Genomic DNA, 17,307 nt, shown 5'->3' with positions numbered 1-17,307 from the left:
TGTTGATCTTGATGCGGGTTGCATCCCGAAGCGCATCGGATGCCCTCTCTGCTCATCTCATTCCTTGCGGAACAATATGTTGGCGATGAAGCCGACAATCAGACTGCCTAGGGCAACGGCCAGTCCATATAGCAACGCATCGTTGAGGGCGAACTCTGCTACGCGTTGCTCGAAGCCGATCTTCCGCACGTCGAAGCTGGCCTGTTCCGTAGCGGAAATCAGCCCGTTACGGACGAGCTTGACCTCGATCTGGTACTGCCCGATGGGCGCTGCGCCCGGAATGCGGACCTCGGCCCGGAACACGCGCGGGGCGAGGAAGGTGACGCCTGCGGGCCTCTCCTCATAAAGCCCCTGCGCCGATTGCAGCCGGAGAAAAGCGGCGCGGAACGGGTCGGTGGGCACCACGTCGGCAAAATCACCGCCCACCCGCTGGACGAAGATGTTGCGGGCAAGGCCGATCTGTTCTCGCCGCAGGGTGGCGAGGCTCGCCATCTCATCGGTGGGCCGGTTGGACAGGACGGCGAGGAAGGCCGGCACGCCGATGAAGGTCCGGCTGTCCGTATTGATCCACAGGCCGAGCACCTGGGCCTTTCTCCAGGTGGTGAAATCCTCCCGCGGACCGCGCACGGTCACGACCACGTCCGGTGTGTCGTCGATCGGTGCCCCATCGGTGGCCTCGGCCACGCCGAACACGACAAGCTCGGCGCCGGTGAAGCTGGAGGAGATGCTCACCTCCTGCTGCGAGACCGACAACACCAGCCGGTCGGCGCGGGCCGGAGCGGCGGTGAGGCTCGCCAGCAGCGCAAGCGTAAGGATGACGAGCCGAGGGAGCGGAGAGGGTCGCGCTCCGGCCCGGGGGCGGACGGTGCTCATCGCACCGTCTCCACCATGGTGACGGCGAATGTATCGCCCGGCGCCGTCACCAGCTCGGCACCGACACGCACGGCTACCGACAGCACCAGCAGGCCAAGGAGGAGCCGCAGGTTTTCCGCTTTCAGCGTCTGCCCCGTTCGGGCGCCGAACTGGGCGCCGACGGTGCCGCCGATCATCATCACCAGCGCCAGCACGGCATCCACGGTGCCGTTGGCCACGGCGTGCAGCACGGTTGCGGCCGCCATGGTGACGAGGGTGAGCACAAGAGAGGTGCCGACCGAGGTCTGGGTCGGCACCCTGAGCAGATAGATCAGCGCCGGCACGAGGATGAAGCCGCCGCCGACGCCCAGCACCGCGCCGAGCAGGCCGATGACATAGCCGATGGCGATGACCGGCAGGGCCGAGATGTAGATGCGCGAGCGGCGGAAGCGCATCTTCAGCGGCAGCCGCATGAAGAGGGGCCGGGTGCCGGGGCGGCGCACCGGGCGGGGGGCGCCGGAGCGTTCCCGCAGGATGGCACGCACGCTCTCCACCAGCATCAGGGAGCCGATGGCGCCGAGCAGCAGCATGTAGGAGAGGCGGATGGCGAGGTCCACCTGCCCGATGGAGCGCAGCCAGAGGAAGAGCAGGACGCCGGAGAGAGTGCCGACCAAGCCGCCGGAGAGCAGCACCCACGCGAGCGTCCCATCCACCATGCCCTTGCGCCAATAGGACAGGGCACCGGACAGGGACGAGGCCGCCATGTAGGGCGAGACGCTGGCCACGGCGACCGCCGGAGGGACGCCGGTGAAGATGAGCAGCGGCGTCATCAGGAAGCCGCCGCCCACGCCGAACATGCCCGAGATGAAGCCCACCGCAAGGCCCATCGCGAGGATCGTGAAGACGGCGACGGGCAGCTCGGCGATGGGCAGGTAGATCGTCACGGGCCGGCTTTCGGTACGTGGGGATGGGCGAGCCTATAGCGGTTCGTATCCGAAGGCGAAAGCTGTAGCTATCCCATCGACTTAGAGGCATCGGCCGGACGACGCGCGTCGGCGGCGAGGGCAAGGAGGATGTGGGACATGCCTTGCCCCATCCGCAGGCGCGAGACTCCGGCCGGCCGGCCCTCGCGCCGCGGCAGGTGGACGAACAGCACTGACCGCGGGCGTCCGCTCTGCCGCGTCGCCCAGGCGAGGGCATGGAAATAGCTGGCATTGCAGAGATATCGCCCGGCATCCCGGGAGGGCACGGCGGCGATGCCGGCCCGGCGCAGGGCGTGGGCCAGCGGACTGGCCGGGACGTGCGATCGCAGCAAAGGCGGCCCTCCGGCAACGAGGCGATGACCGGGAGGATGGCGCCGGGCCGCATCGGGGGCGGCGCGCGCGGCGTTGGCGGCCAGCATCTCGATGGACACGCGGCGGCGGCGCGCCGCAACGCCGACGAGCAGCACGGCGTCCGGATCGAACGCATCAAGGCGGGCATCGAGCTGCGCCAGCGCATCCCATCGGGTGGGCAGGATGTCCAGCGCGATCTCCATGCCGTGAAGGGCCGGACGGCGCAGGCGGAGGAGATCGGCCGCGAGCTGTTGCGAGGGGTTCACCGGCACACCCGGAAACGGGCCGAAAGCGCAGACGAGGATGCGCAGTGGCCGGTCCATCGCCTAAAGCCCGATGAGCCCGGCGATCTCGGCCGCCGCAAGGGCGGGGGAGAGGGCGCCCTCGGCGACTTCCCGCTCCAGCGCCGGCAGCCGCGCCTTGACGCCGGGGTCGTGGGCGACCTTTTCCGCGAGGCGCTCGTTCAGCAGGGTCCACATCCAGCGCACCTGCTGGGCGCGGCGGGTGGTGGCGAAGGTGCCGGCCGCTTCGCATTTCTGCCGGTGCAGGATGACCTGTTCCCACACGCCCGCAATGCCATCGCCGGTCAGCGCGGAATAGGTGAGCACGGGCGGCGACCAGTGGGCCTCCCGTGCGCCGAGGAGGTGCAGCGCGGCCCGGTATTCGCCGGCAGCGGCGCGGGCGCGGTTGATGTTGTCGCCGTCGGCCTTGTTGACGGCGACGATGTCCGCCAGTTCCAGCACGCCCTTCTTGATGCCCTGCAACTCGTCGCCCGCGCCGGGCAGCATGAGCACGAGGAAGGTGTCGGTGAGATCGGCCACCGCCGTCTCCGACTGGCCGACGCCCACCGTCTCCACCAGCACCACTTCGAAGCCGGCAGCCTCGCACAGGAGCATGGTCTCGCGCGTCTTGGCGGCGATGCCGCCCAGCGTGCCGCCGGACGGGGAGGGGCGGATGAAGGCGGCGGGATCCACCGACAGGCGGGCCATGCGCGTCTTGTCGCCGAGGATGGAACCGCCGGTGCGGGTGGAGGAAGGGTCCACCGCCAGCACCGCGACCTTGTGGCCGAGCCCCGTCAGGTAGGTGCCCAGCGCGTCGATGGTGGTGGACTTGCCCACCCCCGGCACGCCGGTGATGCCGATGCGATAGGCGTTGCCGGTTCTCGGCAGCAGCGACTGGAGCAGCGTCTGGGCGCGGCGGCGATGATCCGAGCGGCGGGATTCCACAAGGGTGATGGCCCGGGCCAGCGCTGCCCTCTCCCCCCTCGCGACGCCTGCGGCAAGCTTCTCGTCGTCATGTACCGCGGCCGTCATCGATCCTCCCCCGTTACGCAAAACTTAGCGGAACTCCTGCTCAAGCGTGAACGTTCTTGTCGCATCTTTCCACTCACTACGGAGGACGAGCCGATGAATTGGGATCGCATCGAAGGCAACTGGAAGCAGTTCACGGGCAATCTGAAGGCCCAGTGGGGCAAGCTGACCGACGACGACCTCACCGAGATCAACGGGAACCGCGAGGTTCTCGAAGGCAAGCTGCAGGAACGCTACGGCTATGCGAAGGACGAGGTGAAGCGCCAGGTCGATACCTGGTCCACCAACATCCGGACCATGTGAGCCGAACGCTCCTGCAAGGACGGGCCTCGCGCGCCGGCCCCGCGTCTTTCGGCGCGGGGCATTTTCATGTGTTGGACGCGTTTTCTGGCTGGCGGGTGATGCCGCTCTGGTCCAGCTTCGCCAGAGCCTCCGCTGCACGCACGCCGCCCACCACGATGTCGGGTGCGATCTCGGTCAGCGGCACGAGCGCGAAGGCGCGTTCCATGAGGCGGGGGTGGGGGATTTCCAGATCCTCCTCCCGCACGGTCTCATCTCCGAACAGCAGAATGTCGATGTCGATGCGGCGCGGGCCGAAGCGCACCTCGTTGGGGCGGTCGCGCCCCAGCATGCGTTCCACCTCCAGCCCCAGCGCGAGCAGGCTTCTCGCCCCGATGGGGCTGTCCACCTCCACCACCTGGTTCAGATAAGGCCCCTGCGGCACCGGCCCCCAGGGCGGTGTCTCGTAATATGAGGAACTGCGGCGGAGGGTGAGGCCGGCGCGGCACAGGGTGGCGAGCGCCTGCGCCATGGTCTTTTCGCGATCGCCGACATTGGAGCCGAGGCAAAGATAGGCAATCGTCATGATGCGTCCCGGATTGCCTCGGCGACGCGCGCGGCCTGCACATGGGCCGCCACGTCGTGGACCCGGATGATCTCCACCCCATCCATGATGGCGACGACGTTGGAGGCGATGGTGCCCGGCACCCGCTCCTGCGGCGTCGTCTGGATCACCTTGCCGATCAGCGACTTGCGCGAGGTGCCGAGGAGGATCGGCAGGCCGAGCACCCGCAGCTCCGGCAGGCGCCGGATGGCGGCGAGGTTCTGCGTGAAGCTCTTGCCGAAACCGATGCCGGGATCGAGCACGAGCTTCTCGCGCTTCACGCCCGCGCGGTCGGCGATCTCCAGCACCCGCTCGAAGAAGCCCAGCATCTCCGAGACGATATCGAGGGTCTCATCCACCTCGTCGCGATTGTGCATCACCACCGCCGCGGCGTCGTGATCGGCCACCACCTTGGCCATGTCGGGATCGCGGGTGAAGCCCCACACTTCGTTGACGATGCTCGCCCCTGCTTCCAGGGCGCGGCGGGCCACCTCGGCCTTGTAGGTATCCACCGAGACCGGCACGCCCATCTCCGCCACAAGGGCGGGAATGACAGGGGCGATGCGGGCCCATTCGTCTTCCGCGGCCACCGGCGTATGGCCCGGGCGCGTCGATTCGCCGCCCACGTCGAGGATTTCGGCGCCTTCGGCGACGAGGCGCCGGGCATTAGCAAGCGCATCCTCCGGCGCGGCGCTGCGGCCGCCGTCCGAGAAGGAATCGGGCGTCACATTGAGGATGCCCATGATGAGGGTGCGCGGCCCCAGGTGGAGGGTGTGATCGCGCGCGAGGAGGGTACGGGACGGAGCAGCGGGCATGATGGGGACCAGATGAGAGGCGCCCACTCAAGCCCGCCGCGTGGCGATTTGGCAAGGCGGCGCATCATCGCCGCCAAGCCTGTGATTGCCCGGCGCATCATCGCCGCCAAACGGGACGATGCCCGGCGCATCAGCGCCGGATCGGTCCTACTGCGCGGCGACGCCGGTGCCGATGGGGCAGGAGACGCCGGTGCCGCCGAGGCCGCAATAGCCGTTGGGGTTCTTCGCCAGATACTGCTGGTGGTAGCCCTCGGCAAAATAGAACGGCCCGAGTTCGGCGATCTCGGTGGTGATGGCGGGGAAGCCCCGCGCCTTCAGCGCCGGCCCATAGGCCGCCTTCGCCGCCTCCGCCTCCGCCCGCTGCTCGGGGCTCGTGACATAGATGCCGGAGCGGTATTGCGTTCCCACATCATTGCCCTGCCGCATGCCCTGGGTCGGGTCGTGGCTCTCGAAGAACAGCTTGAGCAGGTCGCCATAGGAGACGACGGCCGGGTCGTACACCACCAGCACCCCTTCGGTGTGGCCAGTGCTGCCGGAGCAGACCTCCTCATAGGTCGGGTTCGGCGTATGGCCGGCGACATAGCCGACCGCCGTCGCCCACACGCCGTCCTGCTGCCAGAATTTGCGCTCTGCGCCCCAGAAGCAGCCGAGGGCGAACACGGCGGTCTCGAAGCCCTTCGGATACGGGCCCTTCAGGGCGTGGCCGTTCACGTAGTGGACTTCGGCGGTGGGGATGGTCGTGGCACGGCCGGGCAGGGCCTCGGCGGCGGTGGGCAGGTCGAGGGACTTCTTCAGCCAGAACATGGCAGGCTCCTCGTCTCGCGGCCGGAGGGCATCGGACCCTGGGGCCACGTCATGGTGTTGGGTGGGGCAGGGGAAAACCCGCTGGATCCCCAATATGGGGATGCGGCCGTGCTTGTGCGAGGGGGCGGGCGAGGCCGCTCAGCCGATCTCGAAGCGCGAGCGCTCCCGCACCCGGCCAAGGCCCATCAGGATCAGCCCGACAAGCAGGAGCAGCGCGAAGGCGGGCATGGAGAGGAGGGGCAGCAGAACGGTGTTCCACACCGCCGGCATCCCGGCCTTGGCCGAAGTCTCTGCCCGCTCCAGGCTGCCCGGCGCCAAGGCGAACCAGGCATCCCCGGCCGAGGTGAAGGTGAGGCCGGAGGCCGCAATGGAGCGCGTGCCGTCCACGATGAGCGCGACGAAGCCGCCCGCGAGCAGCCAGAATCCGGTGAAGCGAAGCAGGAAGCGGATCATGGGGCGGCGCGCGGCTCCTTGGGGCGAAGGCTCAACGGCCCCCATTTAGGCAGGATCGCACGCAAATGCACGTCGGCACGTCGCGCATCAAGCATCGCGAGCATTAGCCCGTTCGGTCGCATTCGAGGCGCCACGACGCATGCGCAGGCTGGAATTCACATTCGAAAATCGAGTTTGTCCATATATACAATAAAATCCGTTGACATTATCGAATAATGTACGCAACCTTGATGGGGAATAACGGAGTCCCCGATGAGCGCGTTGCAGTCTCCCGCCACCCCTCCGGACCTGTTCTGGTTCATCCCCACCCATGGGGATGGATCCTATCTCGGCTCCGAGACGCAGCAGCGCCCGCCGGAATTCGCCTATTTCCGCGAGGTGGCGCAGGCGGTGGACCGGCTGGGCTTCAAGGGCGTGCTTTTGCCCACCGGGCAGAGTTGCGAGGACAGCTGGATCACCGCCGCGGGCCTCGCCACGGCCACCGAGCGCCTGAAATTCCTCGTGGCGCTGCGGCCGGGCGTCACCTCGCCGGCCTTTGCCGCCCGGCAGGCGGCGGCCCTCGACCGCCTCAGCGACGGACGGCTGCTGCTCAACGTGGTGGTGGGCGGCCATCCCGCCGAGCTGGGCGCCGACGGCATCTTCCTGGAGCACGACGAGCGCTATGCCCAGGCGGACGAGTTCCTCACCATCTGGCGCGATCTCGTCGCCGGGAAGACGGTGGATTTCGAGGGCAAGTATTATCGTGTCGCCCACGGCCGGCTCGATTTCCCGGTGGTGCAGAAGCCGCACCCGCCCTTGTGGTTCGGCGGCTCTTCCGAGGCCGGCCACGAGGTCGCGGCCGAGCATGTCACCACCTATCTCTCCTGGGGCGAGCCACCCCACATCCTGAAGGACAAGCTCGCCGACGTTCAGGCCCGCGCCGCGAAGCGCGGGCGCAAGCTGAAGTTCGGCCTGCGCATCCACTTCATCGTGCGCGAGACCGAGGCCGAAGCCTGGGCCGCCGCCGACCGGCTGATCTCCCGCGTCTCCGACGAGCAGATCGAGAACGCGCAGAAGCGCTTCAAGGTGGAGATGGATTCCGTCGGCCAGGCGCGCATGGCCGCGCTCCAGCCGGGCGATCGCAACAAGCTCGAGATCGCGCCGAACCTGTGGGCAGGCATCGGCCTCGTGCGCCGTGGCGCCGGCACCGCGCTGGTGGGTGACCCCAAGAGCGTCGCCGCCCGCATCCGCGAATATCAGGAAATCGGCATCGAGACCTTCATCGGCTCGGGCTATCCGCACCTGGAAGAAGCCTACCGGGTGGCCGAGCTGCTGTTCCCCGAACTCGGCATCGACGGCCGCCGCCGCAAGGTGTCCGACAACATCGTCAACGAATTCGCCGTGGGCTCCCACAGCGCGGAGCGGCGCCTCGCCGCCGTCTCCTGAGCATTCGAGAGGTCTTCGAGATGAAAACCCGTCGCGCCGTCCTCGGCCTTGCCACCGCTCTCGCACTTGTCCCTGTGCTTGCCGCCGCGCCCGCACGGGCCGAGGGCGTGCTGCGCATCGCCCAGCAGTTCGGCACGCTGTACACGCCCTTCCATGTGATGAAGGAGCAGGGGCTGGTCGAGAAGCACGGCAAGGCGCTCGGCATCGACATCAAGGTGGACTGGATTCAGCTCTCCGGCGGCTCGGCGGTGAACGACGCGCTGCTCGCCGGCAACATCGACATTGCCTCCGCCGGCATCGGGCCCTTCCTGACCCTGTGGGACAAGACCCGTGGCACCTCCAACGAGGTGAAGATCGTCGGCGCCTTCGGCGCGCAGCCCAATTACCTGCTCACGAACAATCCCAACGTGAAGACCATCAAGGACTTCACCGAGAAGGACAAGATCGCCATGCCGGTGGCTGGCGTGTCGGTGCAGGCGCGCATCCTCCAGCTCGCCGCCGAGCAGACCTTCGGGCCCGGCAATGCGAAGAAGCTCGACGCGCTGATGGTGACGCTCCCGCACCCGGACGCCACCGCGGCCCTTCTCTCCGGCTCCACCGAGATCACCGGCTATCTCTCCAACGCGCCGTTCCAGAATCACGCGCTGAAGGATCCGAAGATCCACAAGGTGTTCTCCTCCTACGAGATCTTCGGCGGCCCGGTGACGCCCACGGTGGCCTATGCCACCGTCAAGTTCCGGCAGGACAATCCGAAGACCTACAAGGCCTTCCTCGAAGCCTTCGAGGAAGCCACCAAATGGGTAGAGCAGCACAAGAAAGAGGCGGCGGACATCTATGTGAAGGTCGAGAAGTCGAAGCTCGATCCCGCCTTCGTCGCCGAGGTGCTGAGCGATCCGGACACGCAATACACGCTCGTTCCGCTTGGCACGCTGAAGTTTGCGGATTTCATGAACCGGATCGGCGCCATCAAGGCGAAGCCGACCAGCTTCAAGGACTTCACGTTCGAGGACCTGCATTCCGCGTCGGGCAGCTGAGGGGGAGTGCGATGACCATCCACGCCGTCGTGTCCGCCGCCATGGCGCCCCTCGCCCACACCGCGCCGCCCGTGCTGGAGGCGCGTGGCCTGACCCTCGATTATGTGGGGCAGGCCGGTCGCCACCGGGCAGTGGAGGATGTGAGCTTCACCGTCCATGCGCGCGAGCGCCTCGTGCTGCTCGGCCCCTCCGGCTGTGGCAAGTCTTCGATCCTCAAGGCGCTGGCCGGCTTCCTGAAGCCCGCTGCCGGCACGGTGAGCCTGCGCGGCAATAAAGTGACCGGGCCGGGACCGGACCGCATCGTGGTGTTCCAGGAATTCGACCAGCTGCTGCCGTGGAAGAGCATCACGGACAATGTGGCCTTCCCGCTGCGCGTCGCTCGCAAGGTGCCTCTGAAGGAGGCCCGCGAGCGGGCACGGGCGGCGCTCGCCAAGGTGGGGCTCGCGCGCGCCTTCGATGCCTATCCGCACACCCTTTCCGGCGGCATGAAGCAGCGCGCCGCCATCGCCCGGGCGCTCGCCGCCGAGCCGGACGTGCTGCTGATGGACGAGCCGTTCGCCGCCCTCGATGCCCTCACCCGGCGGACCCTTCAGGAAGACCTGCTGCGCCTCGCTGAGGAGCAGGGCTTCACCCTCGTCTTCGTCACCCACGCCATCGACGAGGCGGTGCTGATCGGGACGCGGCTGCATCTTCTGGCGGCCCATCCCGGCCGGACCATCGCCAGCTTCGACACCTCCGGCCTCGGGCTCGCCGAGCGCGGCTCCTCGGCCTTCGAGGGCGTGGTGCGGGAGGTGAGCGATCTTCTCTTCGCCGATGGAGCGCGCCATGACTGATGTTTCCTTGTCGGGCGCGCCGGGCTCGACCCTCCGCCAAACCTTTTCGCCTGTCGGTCTGTGGCGCTTCACTCTGGTGCGCCGTCTGGTGGTGCTCGCGGGTCTCGCCGTGCTGTGGCAGGTGGCGGCAACGTGGCAGAACAGCCCGCTGCTCTTTCCCACCTTCACCGACACCATGTCGGCGCTGGTGGAAGCGCTGCGCCATGAAGACCTGTTCCCGGCCTCGGTTGCCTCGCTCACAGTGCTGGTGAAGGGCTATGTGCTGGCGCTGGCGCTCGCCCTCGTCTTCGTCTCGGTGGCCATCGCGGTGCCTTTCGTGAAGGAGGTGCTGCTGACCCTCACGGCCATGTTCAATCCGCTGCCGGCCATCGCCCTCCTGCCCCTCGCCATGCTGTGGCTGGGCCTTGGCGAGGCAAGCCTGCTGCTGGTGATGGTGCATGCGGTGCTCTGGCCCTTCGCGCTGGCGGCGCTGACGGGGTTCGAGCAGGTACCGGAGACGCAGCGCCTCGTCGGCCGCAACTATGGGCTGAAGGGGCCGGCCTATGTGGCGCTCATCCTCATTCCCGCGGCTCTGCCTTCGCTGCTGTCGGGCCTGAAGATCGCGTGGGCGTTTGCCTGGCGCACGCTGATCGCGGCCGAGCTGGTGTTCGGCGTTTCTTCGCGCTCGGGCGGCCTCGGCTGGTTCATCTATCGCAACCGCAATGAGCTGCTGACGGACCGGGTGTTCGCGGGTCTCGTCACGGTGATCCTGATTGGCCTTCTGGTGGAGGTGCTGTTCCGCCTCGTCGAGCAGCGCACGGTGCGGGCCTGGGGTCTCCAGCGCTGAAACTGCCACCGACAACAAAAAGGGCGCCCGGCTCATCACCGGGCGCCCCTTTTTGTTTGGGGGATCAGACCGCGGCGAGGATGCGCCGCTGGAGGTCGAGCGCCTCGGGTGAGGCGATGCCGCTGCGCGGGCGAGGCAGGTCCACCGGCACGTCGAGGGAGATTTCGCCCTGCCGCAGCACGACGACCCGATCCGCCAGCGCCACCGCCTCGGCGACGTCGTGGGTGATCAGGACAACGGTGAAGCCGTGCTCCGTCCAGATGCGCTCGGTGAGGCGGTGCATCTCGGTGCGGGTCAAGGCGTCGAGGGCGCCGAACGGCTCGTCCAGCAGCAGCACGCCGGGGCGCGAGACCAGGGCGCGCGCCAGCGACACGCGCTGCTTCTGCCCGCCGGAGAGAACCGACGGCCAGTCGCGGCCGCGATCGGCGAGGCCCACGTCGCGCAGGGCCGCATGGGCCTCCTCGCGCCAGTGGGGACCGCGCGCGATGCCCACGTTGGCAAGCACCCGCTGCCATGGCGCAAGGCGCGCATCCTGAAACAGCAGGCGCACCTGCGGCATCAGCCCGGTGACGGGGGTGTCGCCCACCCGCACGGTGCCGGAGGTGGCGAGGTCGAGCCCGCAGATGAGCCGCATCAAAGTGGTCTTGCCGCCACCGGAGCGGCCCACCACGGCCAGGAACTGGCCGGCTGGTACGTCGAGATCCAGCCGGCGCAGCACGGGGCGGGCGCCGAAGCTCTTGGTGACGGCGGAGAGATGGATGGGCTCGCCCTTCCACCTCGTCGGTGTGCTCGGGCGCGGCTCGGGCGGCGTGAAGGTCGCGCGGATTTCGTCGGCGCGGACCTTCGCGGCGATGTCGGCGTCTGTCGCGGCGAAGATTTCCATCAGGCCGCTCCTTCCGATCCATGCTGATAGGCGGGATGCCAGGCCAGTGCCCGACGCTCGATGGCGCGGGTAAAGCTGTCGGCGAGCTTGCCGAGGAGCGCGTAGGCGAGCACGCCCAGCACCACCACATCGGTCTGCAGGAATTCGCGGGCGTTCATGGTCATGTAGCCGATGCCCTCGGTGGAGGAGATGGTCTCGGCGACGATCAGCGTCAGCCACATGATGCCGAGCGCATAGCGCAGCCCCACCAGCACGGAGGGCAGCGCCCCCGGCAGCACAATGCGCCAGAACAAGGCGGTGCTGGAGAGGCCATAGACCCGCGCCATCTCCACCAGCCCGCGATCCACCGTGCGGATGCCGTGGAAGGTGTTGAGATAGATGGGGAAGGCGACGCCGATGGCGACGAGGAAGATCTTCGCCTCCTCATCGATGCCGAACCACAGGATCACCAGCGGGATGATGGCGAGATGCGGCACGTTGCGCAGCATCTGCATGGTGGAATCGAATGCCGTCTCGGCCGGCCGCACGATGCCGTTCAGCACCCCCAGCGCAAAGCCGATGGAGCCGCCGATGGCGAGGCCGATCAGCGCCCGCCGGGTCGAGACCGCCACATTGGTGAGGAGCGAGCCATCGCCCAGGGTCCGCCAGAAGGCCACCGCCACGTCGCTCGGCGCCGGCAGCACCCGCGAGGAGAGGAAGCCGAGGCTCGCCGCCGCCTGCCACAAGGCGAGCACGGCGAGGGGCAGTGCCCACGGCAGGAGCGCACGGCCGACCGCGGCTGCACGGACGCCGGCGAGGCGACGGACATCGGCGGGTTCAGCAGCGACGGACGCGGCCGCCGCCGGAAGGACGGCGGCGTCATGCTGAGCGGGCGGGCTCATGGCAGGCTCCTTAGGTCCGCATCACGACTTCGGCGCGCGCAGGGCGTCGGCGATGCGGATGGGCTTGGGGATGAGGCCGAGGGCAAGAAAGGCATCCGCCACCTGCTGCTGCGCTGCCGCCACCTCGGGGGTGATCGGCTTCACGTCATACTGCTGGCGGGCGAGGGCGACCTCCAGGATGGGGGCAGGAATGCCGATAAGCGGCGAGAACTCGGCGGCGGCCGCCTTCGGGTTCGCCTTTACCCACGCGCCAACTTCGGCGACGCCCTTGAGCAGCACGTCCACCACCTGCGGCGCCTGATCCACGAAGGATCGGGTCGAGAGATAGAACTGGTAGTTTGAGACGATGCCCGTGCCGTCGGCGAGCTGGCGCGCCTCAATGGTCTTCTCCGCCGCCGCCTGGAAGGGGTCCCAGATGGCCCAAGCATCCACCGATCCGCGCTCGAAGGCGGCGCGGGCGTCGGCCGGGGTGAGATAGGCGGTCTTGATGTCGGAATAGGGCACGCCCGCCTTCTCCAGCGCCTTCACGAGGAGATAGTGGACGTTGGAGCCCTTGTTCAGCGCCACCGTCTTGCCTTTCAGGTCGGCGACGGTCTTCAGCGGGCTGTCCTTAGGCACGAGGATGGCCTCGCCCTGCGGGGCGGCGGGCTCGTAGCCCACATAGACGAGGGGCGCGCCGGCCGCCTGCGCGAAGATCGGCGGGGCCTCGCCCGTGTTGCCGAAGTCCACCGCCCCGGCGTTAAGCGCTTCGAGGAGCTGCGGGCCGGCCGGGAACTCTGCCCATTTCACGCTGTAGCCGAGCGGCTTCAGCAGAGGCTCCAGGAGACCCTTGTTCTTCAGCAGGATGAGGGTGCCGTATTTCTGGTAGCCGATGCGGACGACTTTCTCCTGCGCCCGGGCCGGAGCCGCCCCCAAGGCGATGGCGCCCGCAAGGCCGGAGGCGAGGGCAGCAAAATGGCGGCGCGTGATGCCGGTGCTCATGTCTCAAGTTCCTTGGAATTGGGGGATCAGAAGGACAGGCCGCGATAGCTGCCGGCCCAGTAGAGCAGCGGCTCGGCGCTCTCGGTGATGCGGGAGGCCACCACCCGGCCGATGACGATGAGGTGGGAGTGCCGCTCGATGGCGTCTTCCAGCTCGCAGTCGAACGCGGCGAGGGCATCGGCGAGCACCGGCGCGCCGGTGGAAAGGCGCGTCCACTCGGCACCGTCGTAGCGGGCCGGACCCTTGAGGCCGCCCTTGCCGGCGAAGCGGTCGGCCACCGGCTCGTGATGCGGCCGCAGCACGTTGATGGCGAAGGCACGCTCCTTCAGCAGAGGCGCGACGGACGACGTGGCGCGATTGACGCAGATGAGCAGCGTCGGCGGCTCCACCGAAAGGGAGGTGACGGACGTTGCGGTGAGGCCGGTGCGCGCGTCGCCCTGGCCCACGGTGAGCACGCTCACGGCGCCGGCCAGTTTGCGCATGGCGCTGCGGAAGGCGAGCGAGGCGGCCGAAATTTCGGGGGAAGGGGCGGGAGCCGGGGCGATCTGGGCCGGCTGGCCCGGTGCGGCGGAGACGTGCGCGTTCATCGATCTGCCTTTTTCGAACGTGCGGGCGAACAGGGTCGGGCCCGCGGGTTCTGCCCCTCGGGGCATCACGTTCCGTCCCCTCCGGATCAATCCGGATGGGGTGGATCGGAGAAAACAATAGACAGGCGGATCAAAGCGGGTCAATAAATTCTATCAAGTTTATTGAATTAAAGCCGGAGGGCGTGGGCCCGACGCTCCCGGCCCCATCCGGAGCCTGTCCATGACTCTCGCCGCGTCGTCCTCTGCCGCGATTTCTGCCGCCGACCCGAGCCTGCCCGCCGCGACCGAAGCCAACGTCCTGTGGTTCCTCCCCACCCATGGGGACGGCCACTATCTCGGCACGTCGCACAAGGCGCGCGAGGTCAGCCTCGGCTATCTCCGGCAGATCGCCCAGGCGGCGGACCAGCTCGGCTATTTCGGCGTGCTCATCCCGACCGGCCGCAGCTGCGAGGACAGCTGGATCGTCGCCTCCGCCCTTGCCGGGCTCACGGAACGCCTGCGCTTTCTGGTGGCGGTGCGCCCCGGCCTGCTCTCGCCGGCGGTGGCCGCGCGCATGACGGCGACACTCGATCGCATCTCCGGCGGCCGCGCCCTCATCAATGTCGTCACCGGCGGCGACCCGGTTGAGAACAAGGGCGACGGCTTCTTCGCCGACCATGCAGAGCGCTACGAGATCACGGCCGAGTTCCTCGACATCTACACCCGCCTTCTCAAGGGCGAGGACGTGAATTTCGAGGGCAAGCACTTCAAGGTGGAGGGCGGCAAGCTGCTCTATCCGCCGGTGCAGCAGCCCCATCCGCCGCTGTTCTTCGGCGGCTCCTCCGCGCCCGCTCATGATGTGGCGGCCCGACAGGTGCAAAAGTATCTCACCTGGGGCGAGCCCCCCGCGCAGGTGGCGGAGAAGATCAGGGACATCCGCGCCCGCGCTGCCGCGCTGGGCCGAGAGGTGACATTCGGCGTGCGCCTCCATGTGATCGTCCGCGATACGGCCGCTCAGGCCTGGGCGGCGGCGGACGACCTGATCCGCTATGTCGACGACGCGACCATCGCCGAGGCGCAGAAGGTCTTCTCCCGTATGGATTCCGAAGGTCAGCGGCGGATGAGCGCGCTGCATGGCGGGCGGCGCGACAAGCTGGAAGTGGCGCCCAATTTGTGGGCGGGCGTCGGCCTCGTGCGTGGCGGCGCCGGTACCGCCCTCGTGGGTGATCCCGAGACCGTGGCCGAGCGGCTCAAGGAATACATGGCGGTGGGCGTCGATACCTTCGTGCTCTCGGGCTATCCTCACCTGGAGGAGGCCTATCGCTTCGGCGAAAGCGTGCTGCCGCTGCTGCCGCGTGCATCCGGAACCGGTGCGCCCGGCGTTGTCACCAATCATCGCGGCCCGTTCGGCGAGATCATCGGCAATGCCATCGTGCCCGAGGCGCGCCGCGTCTCTGCCTCCTGATCGGACCGCCTCGCGAGGAGCAACGCCATGCTGAATGCCTGGGAAGCGCAAGGCGCAGAGCCGAGCCGAGACGCGCGTGGCACCGTGGTGGTCGTTGGCGGGGGCTTCAGCGGCACCCTGTTCGCGTTGGCCGCCGCTGCCGCGCGGCTCGACGTGGTGCTGGTGGAGCGGGAGGCGAAGGCCGGGCCCGGCCTAGCCTACGGCGCCTGCGACCCCTACCACCTGCTCAATGTCCCGGTGGCGCGCATGGAGGTCGGGCTCAAGCCGAGCTTTGCCCAGTGGCTGAAGGCGAGCGGTGCCGATCTTTCCGCCGCCATCGAGGAGGCCGGGGGCGATCTTGCCCGCGCCTTCGTGCCGCGCGCTCTGTTCGGCGCCTATCTCGCCGAGCGGCTGGAAACGGCGCTGGCGGCCCGAAACGGCCGTCTGCGCCGGGTTCGCGGCGAGGTGGTGCGCGTCTCCGATCGCCCCGTACCCAGCGTCACCCTGGCCGACGGGCGCCGCATCGATGGGACCCATGTGGTGCTCGCCACGGGAAACATGCCGCCGCGCCCGCCGCGGACCCGCGACGGTGGCGTCTATGACAGCCCGCTGTTCGTGCCGGACCCGTGGCGATGGCCGGACATCGATACCCTCTCACCTGATGCACCCGTGCTCCTCATCGGCTCGGGCCTCACCATGGTGGACGTGGCGCTGATGCTTGCGGCGCGCGGTCATCGCGGGCCGATCTGGAGCGTGTCGCGTCATGGCCTGGTCCCCCATGTCCATGCGGACGTGCCCGGCAGGCTCGGCGGCGTGGAGCCGTTTCTCGATCCGGGCGAGGCAGGCGACCCGGTAAAGGCGCTCCGCCTCATCCGCGCGGCCGTCCGGCAGGCGGCAACGCGCGACGTGCCGTGGCAGCGGGTGATGGACGCCGCGCGCCCGGCGCTGGCGGCCGTCTGGGCCGGCTGGTCGCTCAAGGCCCGGGAGCGCTTCCTGCGCCATGGGCGAACCTATTGGGACATCCACCGACACCGCATGGCGCCGCGCATTGCCGAGGCCTTCGGCGGGCTGACGCAATCCGGCCAGCTCACGGTCGTCGCCGGCCGTATCGCCAGCCTCGACCTTGTGCCGGGCGGAGTCGCGGCGACCCTGCGCCGGCGACATTCCGGCCGCGTGCTCTCGCTCGAGGTGGCACGGGTGGTGAACTGCACGGGCCCGCGCTCCGATTTCGCAGCCCTTGCCGTGCCGCCGTTCGAAGGGCTGCGGGAGGCGGGACGTATCCGTCCCGATCCGCTCGGGCTGGGGCTGGAGACCCGCGGAACAGCGCTGCTCGATCGCTACGGGCATGCCTCGACCTGGCTGCACGCCCTCGGCCCCTTGTCGCGCCCAGCCTTCTGGGAGGTGACCGCGGTGCCGGAGATCGCTGTCCAGGTCCACCAGCTCGTCGAGGAACTGACGCGTCCCGCGGCCCGGCGCCAGCGCCCCGATGCCCGGCTGATCGCGGAATTTGTCGATCTCGGCGAAGGAATTTGAGGCGGACCTGGTGGCTTCAACGCGGGGTCGCCGGTAGAACGATGGGGTGTCGGAACCCCTGTGGACGACCATAGTAAGCTGATTTAATTCGATTTCTCCGTCGCTAGTGGCGTCACGCCGTCCGAGTTTTCCACAGCCGGCAACAGATCGTATCGGGCTCAAAAACAAGGGTGTTGACAGGTCTGAGGGGCCCCCTTATAAGCCACATCACTGACGGGGCGCCGCCGCATGGCGGGACGGCGCTTCCCCGGAGCTCTCCTCTCCACTGTCCGTAGTGGCAGCCGGTCAAAAGCCGGGCGGAAGGGTGTTCTCTGGACCCTCCCAAGGGTGTGAGGCTCTCGCTTCGGCGAGGCAGATTTTGCCCGACCGGGCGCGCTGTTTGACATGTATGACAGAAGAAAGAGAAACGTGGACGGCGGAGTCCTTGCGGGGTCTCTTCTGGCAGCGATG

19 protein-coding genes are annotated in these 17,307 nt (G+C 68.4%); 7 read left to right on the top strand and 12 right to left on the bottom strand.

Annotated elements, in window-relative coordinates:
- Positions 1 to 57 precede the first annotated feature (57 nt).
- The 4 genes from ACT54R_RS20300 to meaB form a co-directional block, all read right to left on the bottom strand.
- The gene (locus ACT54R_RS20300; RefSeq protein WP_476329296.1) at positions 58 to 873 is read right to left on the bottom strand and encodes a TIGR02186 family protein; all 816 of its coding nucleotides are present in this window, start codon (positions 871 to 873) and stop codon (positions 58 to 60) included.
- Complete coding sequence (locus ACT54R_RS20295; protein WP_476329294.1) at positions 870 to 1,796, bottom strand: sulfite exporter TauE/SafE family protein; 927 nt, start codon at positions 1,794 to 1,796, stop codon at positions 870 to 872. The genes ACT54R_RS20300 and ACT54R_RS20295 overlap by 4 nt, the downstream gene beginning before the upstream one ends.
- Positions 1,797 to 1,864: 68 nt before the next feature.
- Complete coding sequence (locus tag ACT54R_RS20290) at positions 1,865 to 2,509, bottom strand: pyroglutamyl-peptidase I (protein WP_476329292.1); 645 nt, start codon at positions 2,507 to 2,509, stop codon at positions 1,865 to 1,867.
- A 3-nt stretch (positions 2,510 to 2,512) separates the two neighbouring features.
- Entirely contained in the window at positions 2,513 to 3,499 is a 987-nt protein-coding gene (meaB, locus tag ACT54R_RS20285) for a methylmalonyl Co-A mutase-associated GTPase MeaB (protein WP_476329290.1), read from the bottom strand.
- 93 nt (positions 3,500 to 3,592) lie between these two features.
- Between meaB and ACT54R_RS20280 the strand changes: the two genes are divergently transcribed.
- Positions 3,593 to 3,799 (top strand): CsbD family protein, encoded by a 207-nt coding sequence (locus ACT54R_RS20280; RefSeq protein ID WP_168457651.1) that lies wholly within the window; start codon positions 3,593 to 3,595, stop codon positions 3,797 to 3,799.
- Between the two features lie 64 nt (positions 3,800 to 3,863).
- On the opposite strand, the gene folK is transcribed toward ACT54R_RS20280, so the two are convergent.
- The 4 genes from folK to ACT54R_RS20260 form a co-directional block, all read right to left on the bottom strand.
- On the bottom strand, positions 3,864 to 4,361 hold the full coding sequence (gene folK / locus ACT54R_RS20275) for a 2-amino-4-hydroxy-6-hydroxymethyldihydropteridine diphosphokinase (RefSeq protein ID WP_476329288.1): 498 nt from the start codon (positions 4,359 to 4,361) through the stop codon (positions 3,864 to 3,866).
- Positions 4,358 to 5,194, bottom strand: coding sequence for a dihydropteroate synthase (gene folP / locus ACT54R_RS20270; RefSeq protein WP_476329286.1), 837 nt, complete (start codon positions 5,192 to 5,194; stop codon positions 4,358 to 4,360). The genes folK and folP overlap by 4 nt, the downstream gene beginning before the upstream one ends.
- A gap of 147 nt (positions 5,195 to 5,341) precedes the next feature.
- Complete coding sequence (gene msrA / locus ACT54R_RS20265) at positions 5,342 to 5,998, bottom strand: peptide-methionine (S)-S-oxide reductase MsrA (protein WP_476329284.1); 657 nt, start codon at positions 5,996 to 5,998, stop codon at positions 5,342 to 5,344.
- A gap of 138 nt (positions 5,999 to 6,136) precedes the next feature.
- Positions 6,137 to 6,451 carry a hypothetical protein gene (locus tag ACT54R_RS20260; RefSeq protein ID WP_476329282.1) on the bottom strand — a complete coding sequence of 105 codons (315 nt, stop codon included), beginning with the start codon at positions 6,449 to 6,451 and terminating at the stop codon, positions 6,137 to 6,139.
- A 252-nt stretch (positions 6,452 to 6,703) separates the two neighbouring features.
- Between ACT54R_RS20260 and ssuD (ACT54R_RS20255) the strand changes: the two genes are divergently transcribed.
- Genes ssuD (ACT54R_RS20255) through ACT54R_RS20240 form a run of 4 tightly spaced genes read left to right on the top strand, consistent with a single transcriptional unit; the run spans position 6,704 to position 10,569 of the window.
- Positions 6,704 to 7,876: an FMNH2-dependent alkanesulfonate monooxygenase gene (gene ssuD, locus ACT54R_RS20255; RefSeq protein ID WP_476329280.1), complete on the top strand. Its 1,173-nt coding sequence runs from the start codon at positions 6,704 to 6,706 to the stop codon at positions 7,874 to 7,876.
- A gap of 20 nt (positions 7,877 to 7,896) precedes the next feature.
- Complete coding sequence (locus tag ACT54R_RS20250) at positions 7,897 to 8,910, top strand: ABC transporter substrate-binding protein (RefSeq protein WP_476329277.1); 1,014 nt, start codon at positions 7,897 to 7,899, stop codon at positions 8,908 to 8,910.
- An 11-nt stretch (positions 8,911 to 8,921) separates the two neighbouring features.
- Complete coding sequence (locus tag ACT54R_RS20245; RefSeq protein ID WP_476329275.1) at positions 8,922 to 9,743, top strand: ABC transporter ATP-binding protein; 822 nt, start codon at positions 8,922 to 8,924, stop codon at positions 9,741 to 9,743.
- Positions 9,736 to 10,569: an ABC transporter permease gene (locus tag ACT54R_RS20240; RefSeq protein ID WP_476329273.1), complete on the top strand. Its 834-nt coding sequence runs from the start codon at positions 9,736 to 9,738 to the stop codon at positions 10,567 to 10,569. Before ACT54R_RS20245 ends, ACT54R_RS20240 begins: the two co-directional genes overlap by 8 nt.
- Before the next feature lie 64 nt (positions 10,570 to 10,633).
- On the opposite strand, the gene ACT54R_RS20235 is transcribed toward ACT54R_RS20240, so the two are convergent.
- The 4 genes from ACT54R_RS20235 to ACT54R_RS20220 are packed head-to-tail and all read right to left on the bottom strand — an operon-like array spanning position 10,634 to position 13,901.
- Entirely contained in the window at positions 10,634 to 11,452 is an 819-nt protein-coding gene (locus ACT54R_RS20235; protein ID WP_476329271.1) for an ATP-binding cassette domain-containing protein, read from the bottom strand.
- Positions 11,452 to 12,333, bottom strand: a complete 882-nt coding sequence (ssuC, locus tag ACT54R_RS20230) for an aliphatic sulfonate ABC transporter permease SsuC (protein ID WP_476329269.1) — start codon at positions 12,331 to 12,333, stop codon at positions 11,452 to 11,454. Before ssuC ends, ACT54R_RS20235 begins: the two co-directional genes overlap by 1 nt.
- Before the next feature lie 21 nt (positions 12,334 to 12,354).
- On the bottom strand, positions 12,355 to 13,314 hold the full coding sequence (locus tag ACT54R_RS20225) for a sulfonate ABC transporter substrate-binding protein (RefSeq protein WP_476329267.1): 960 nt from the start codon (positions 13,312 to 13,314) through the stop codon (positions 12,355 to 12,357).
- 26 nt (positions 13,315 to 13,340) lie between these two features.
- The gene (locus ACT54R_RS20220; protein ID WP_168457662.1) at positions 13,341 to 13,901 is read right to left on the bottom strand and encodes a flavin reductase family protein; all 561 of its coding nucleotides are present in this window, start codon (positions 13,899 to 13,901) and stop codon (positions 13,341 to 13,343) included.
- Positions 13,902 to 14,121: 220 nt separating this feature from the next.
- Between ACT54R_RS20220 and ssuD (ACT54R_RS20215) the strand changes: the two genes are divergently transcribed.
- Positions 14,122 to 15,345: an FMNH2-dependent alkanesulfonate monooxygenase gene (gene ssuD, locus ACT54R_RS20215; RefSeq protein ID WP_476329265.1), complete on the top strand. Its 1,224-nt coding sequence runs from the start codon at positions 14,122 to 14,124 to the stop codon at positions 15,343 to 15,345.
- Positions 15,346 to 15,372: 27 nt separating this feature from the next.
- A complete protein-coding gene (locus tag ACT54R_RS20210) occupies positions 15,373 to 16,857 on the top strand; it encodes an FAD/NAD(P)-binding protein (protein WP_476329263.1) in 1,485 nt (494 codons plus the stop codon).
- Positions 16,858 to 17,307: the final 450 nt, after the last annotated feature.

The organism is Xanthobacter sp. DMC47, from assembly GCF_056313845.1.
Note: the sequence above shows the minus strand (reverse complement) of the source record. Positions and strands in the feature narration are given on the sequence as shown.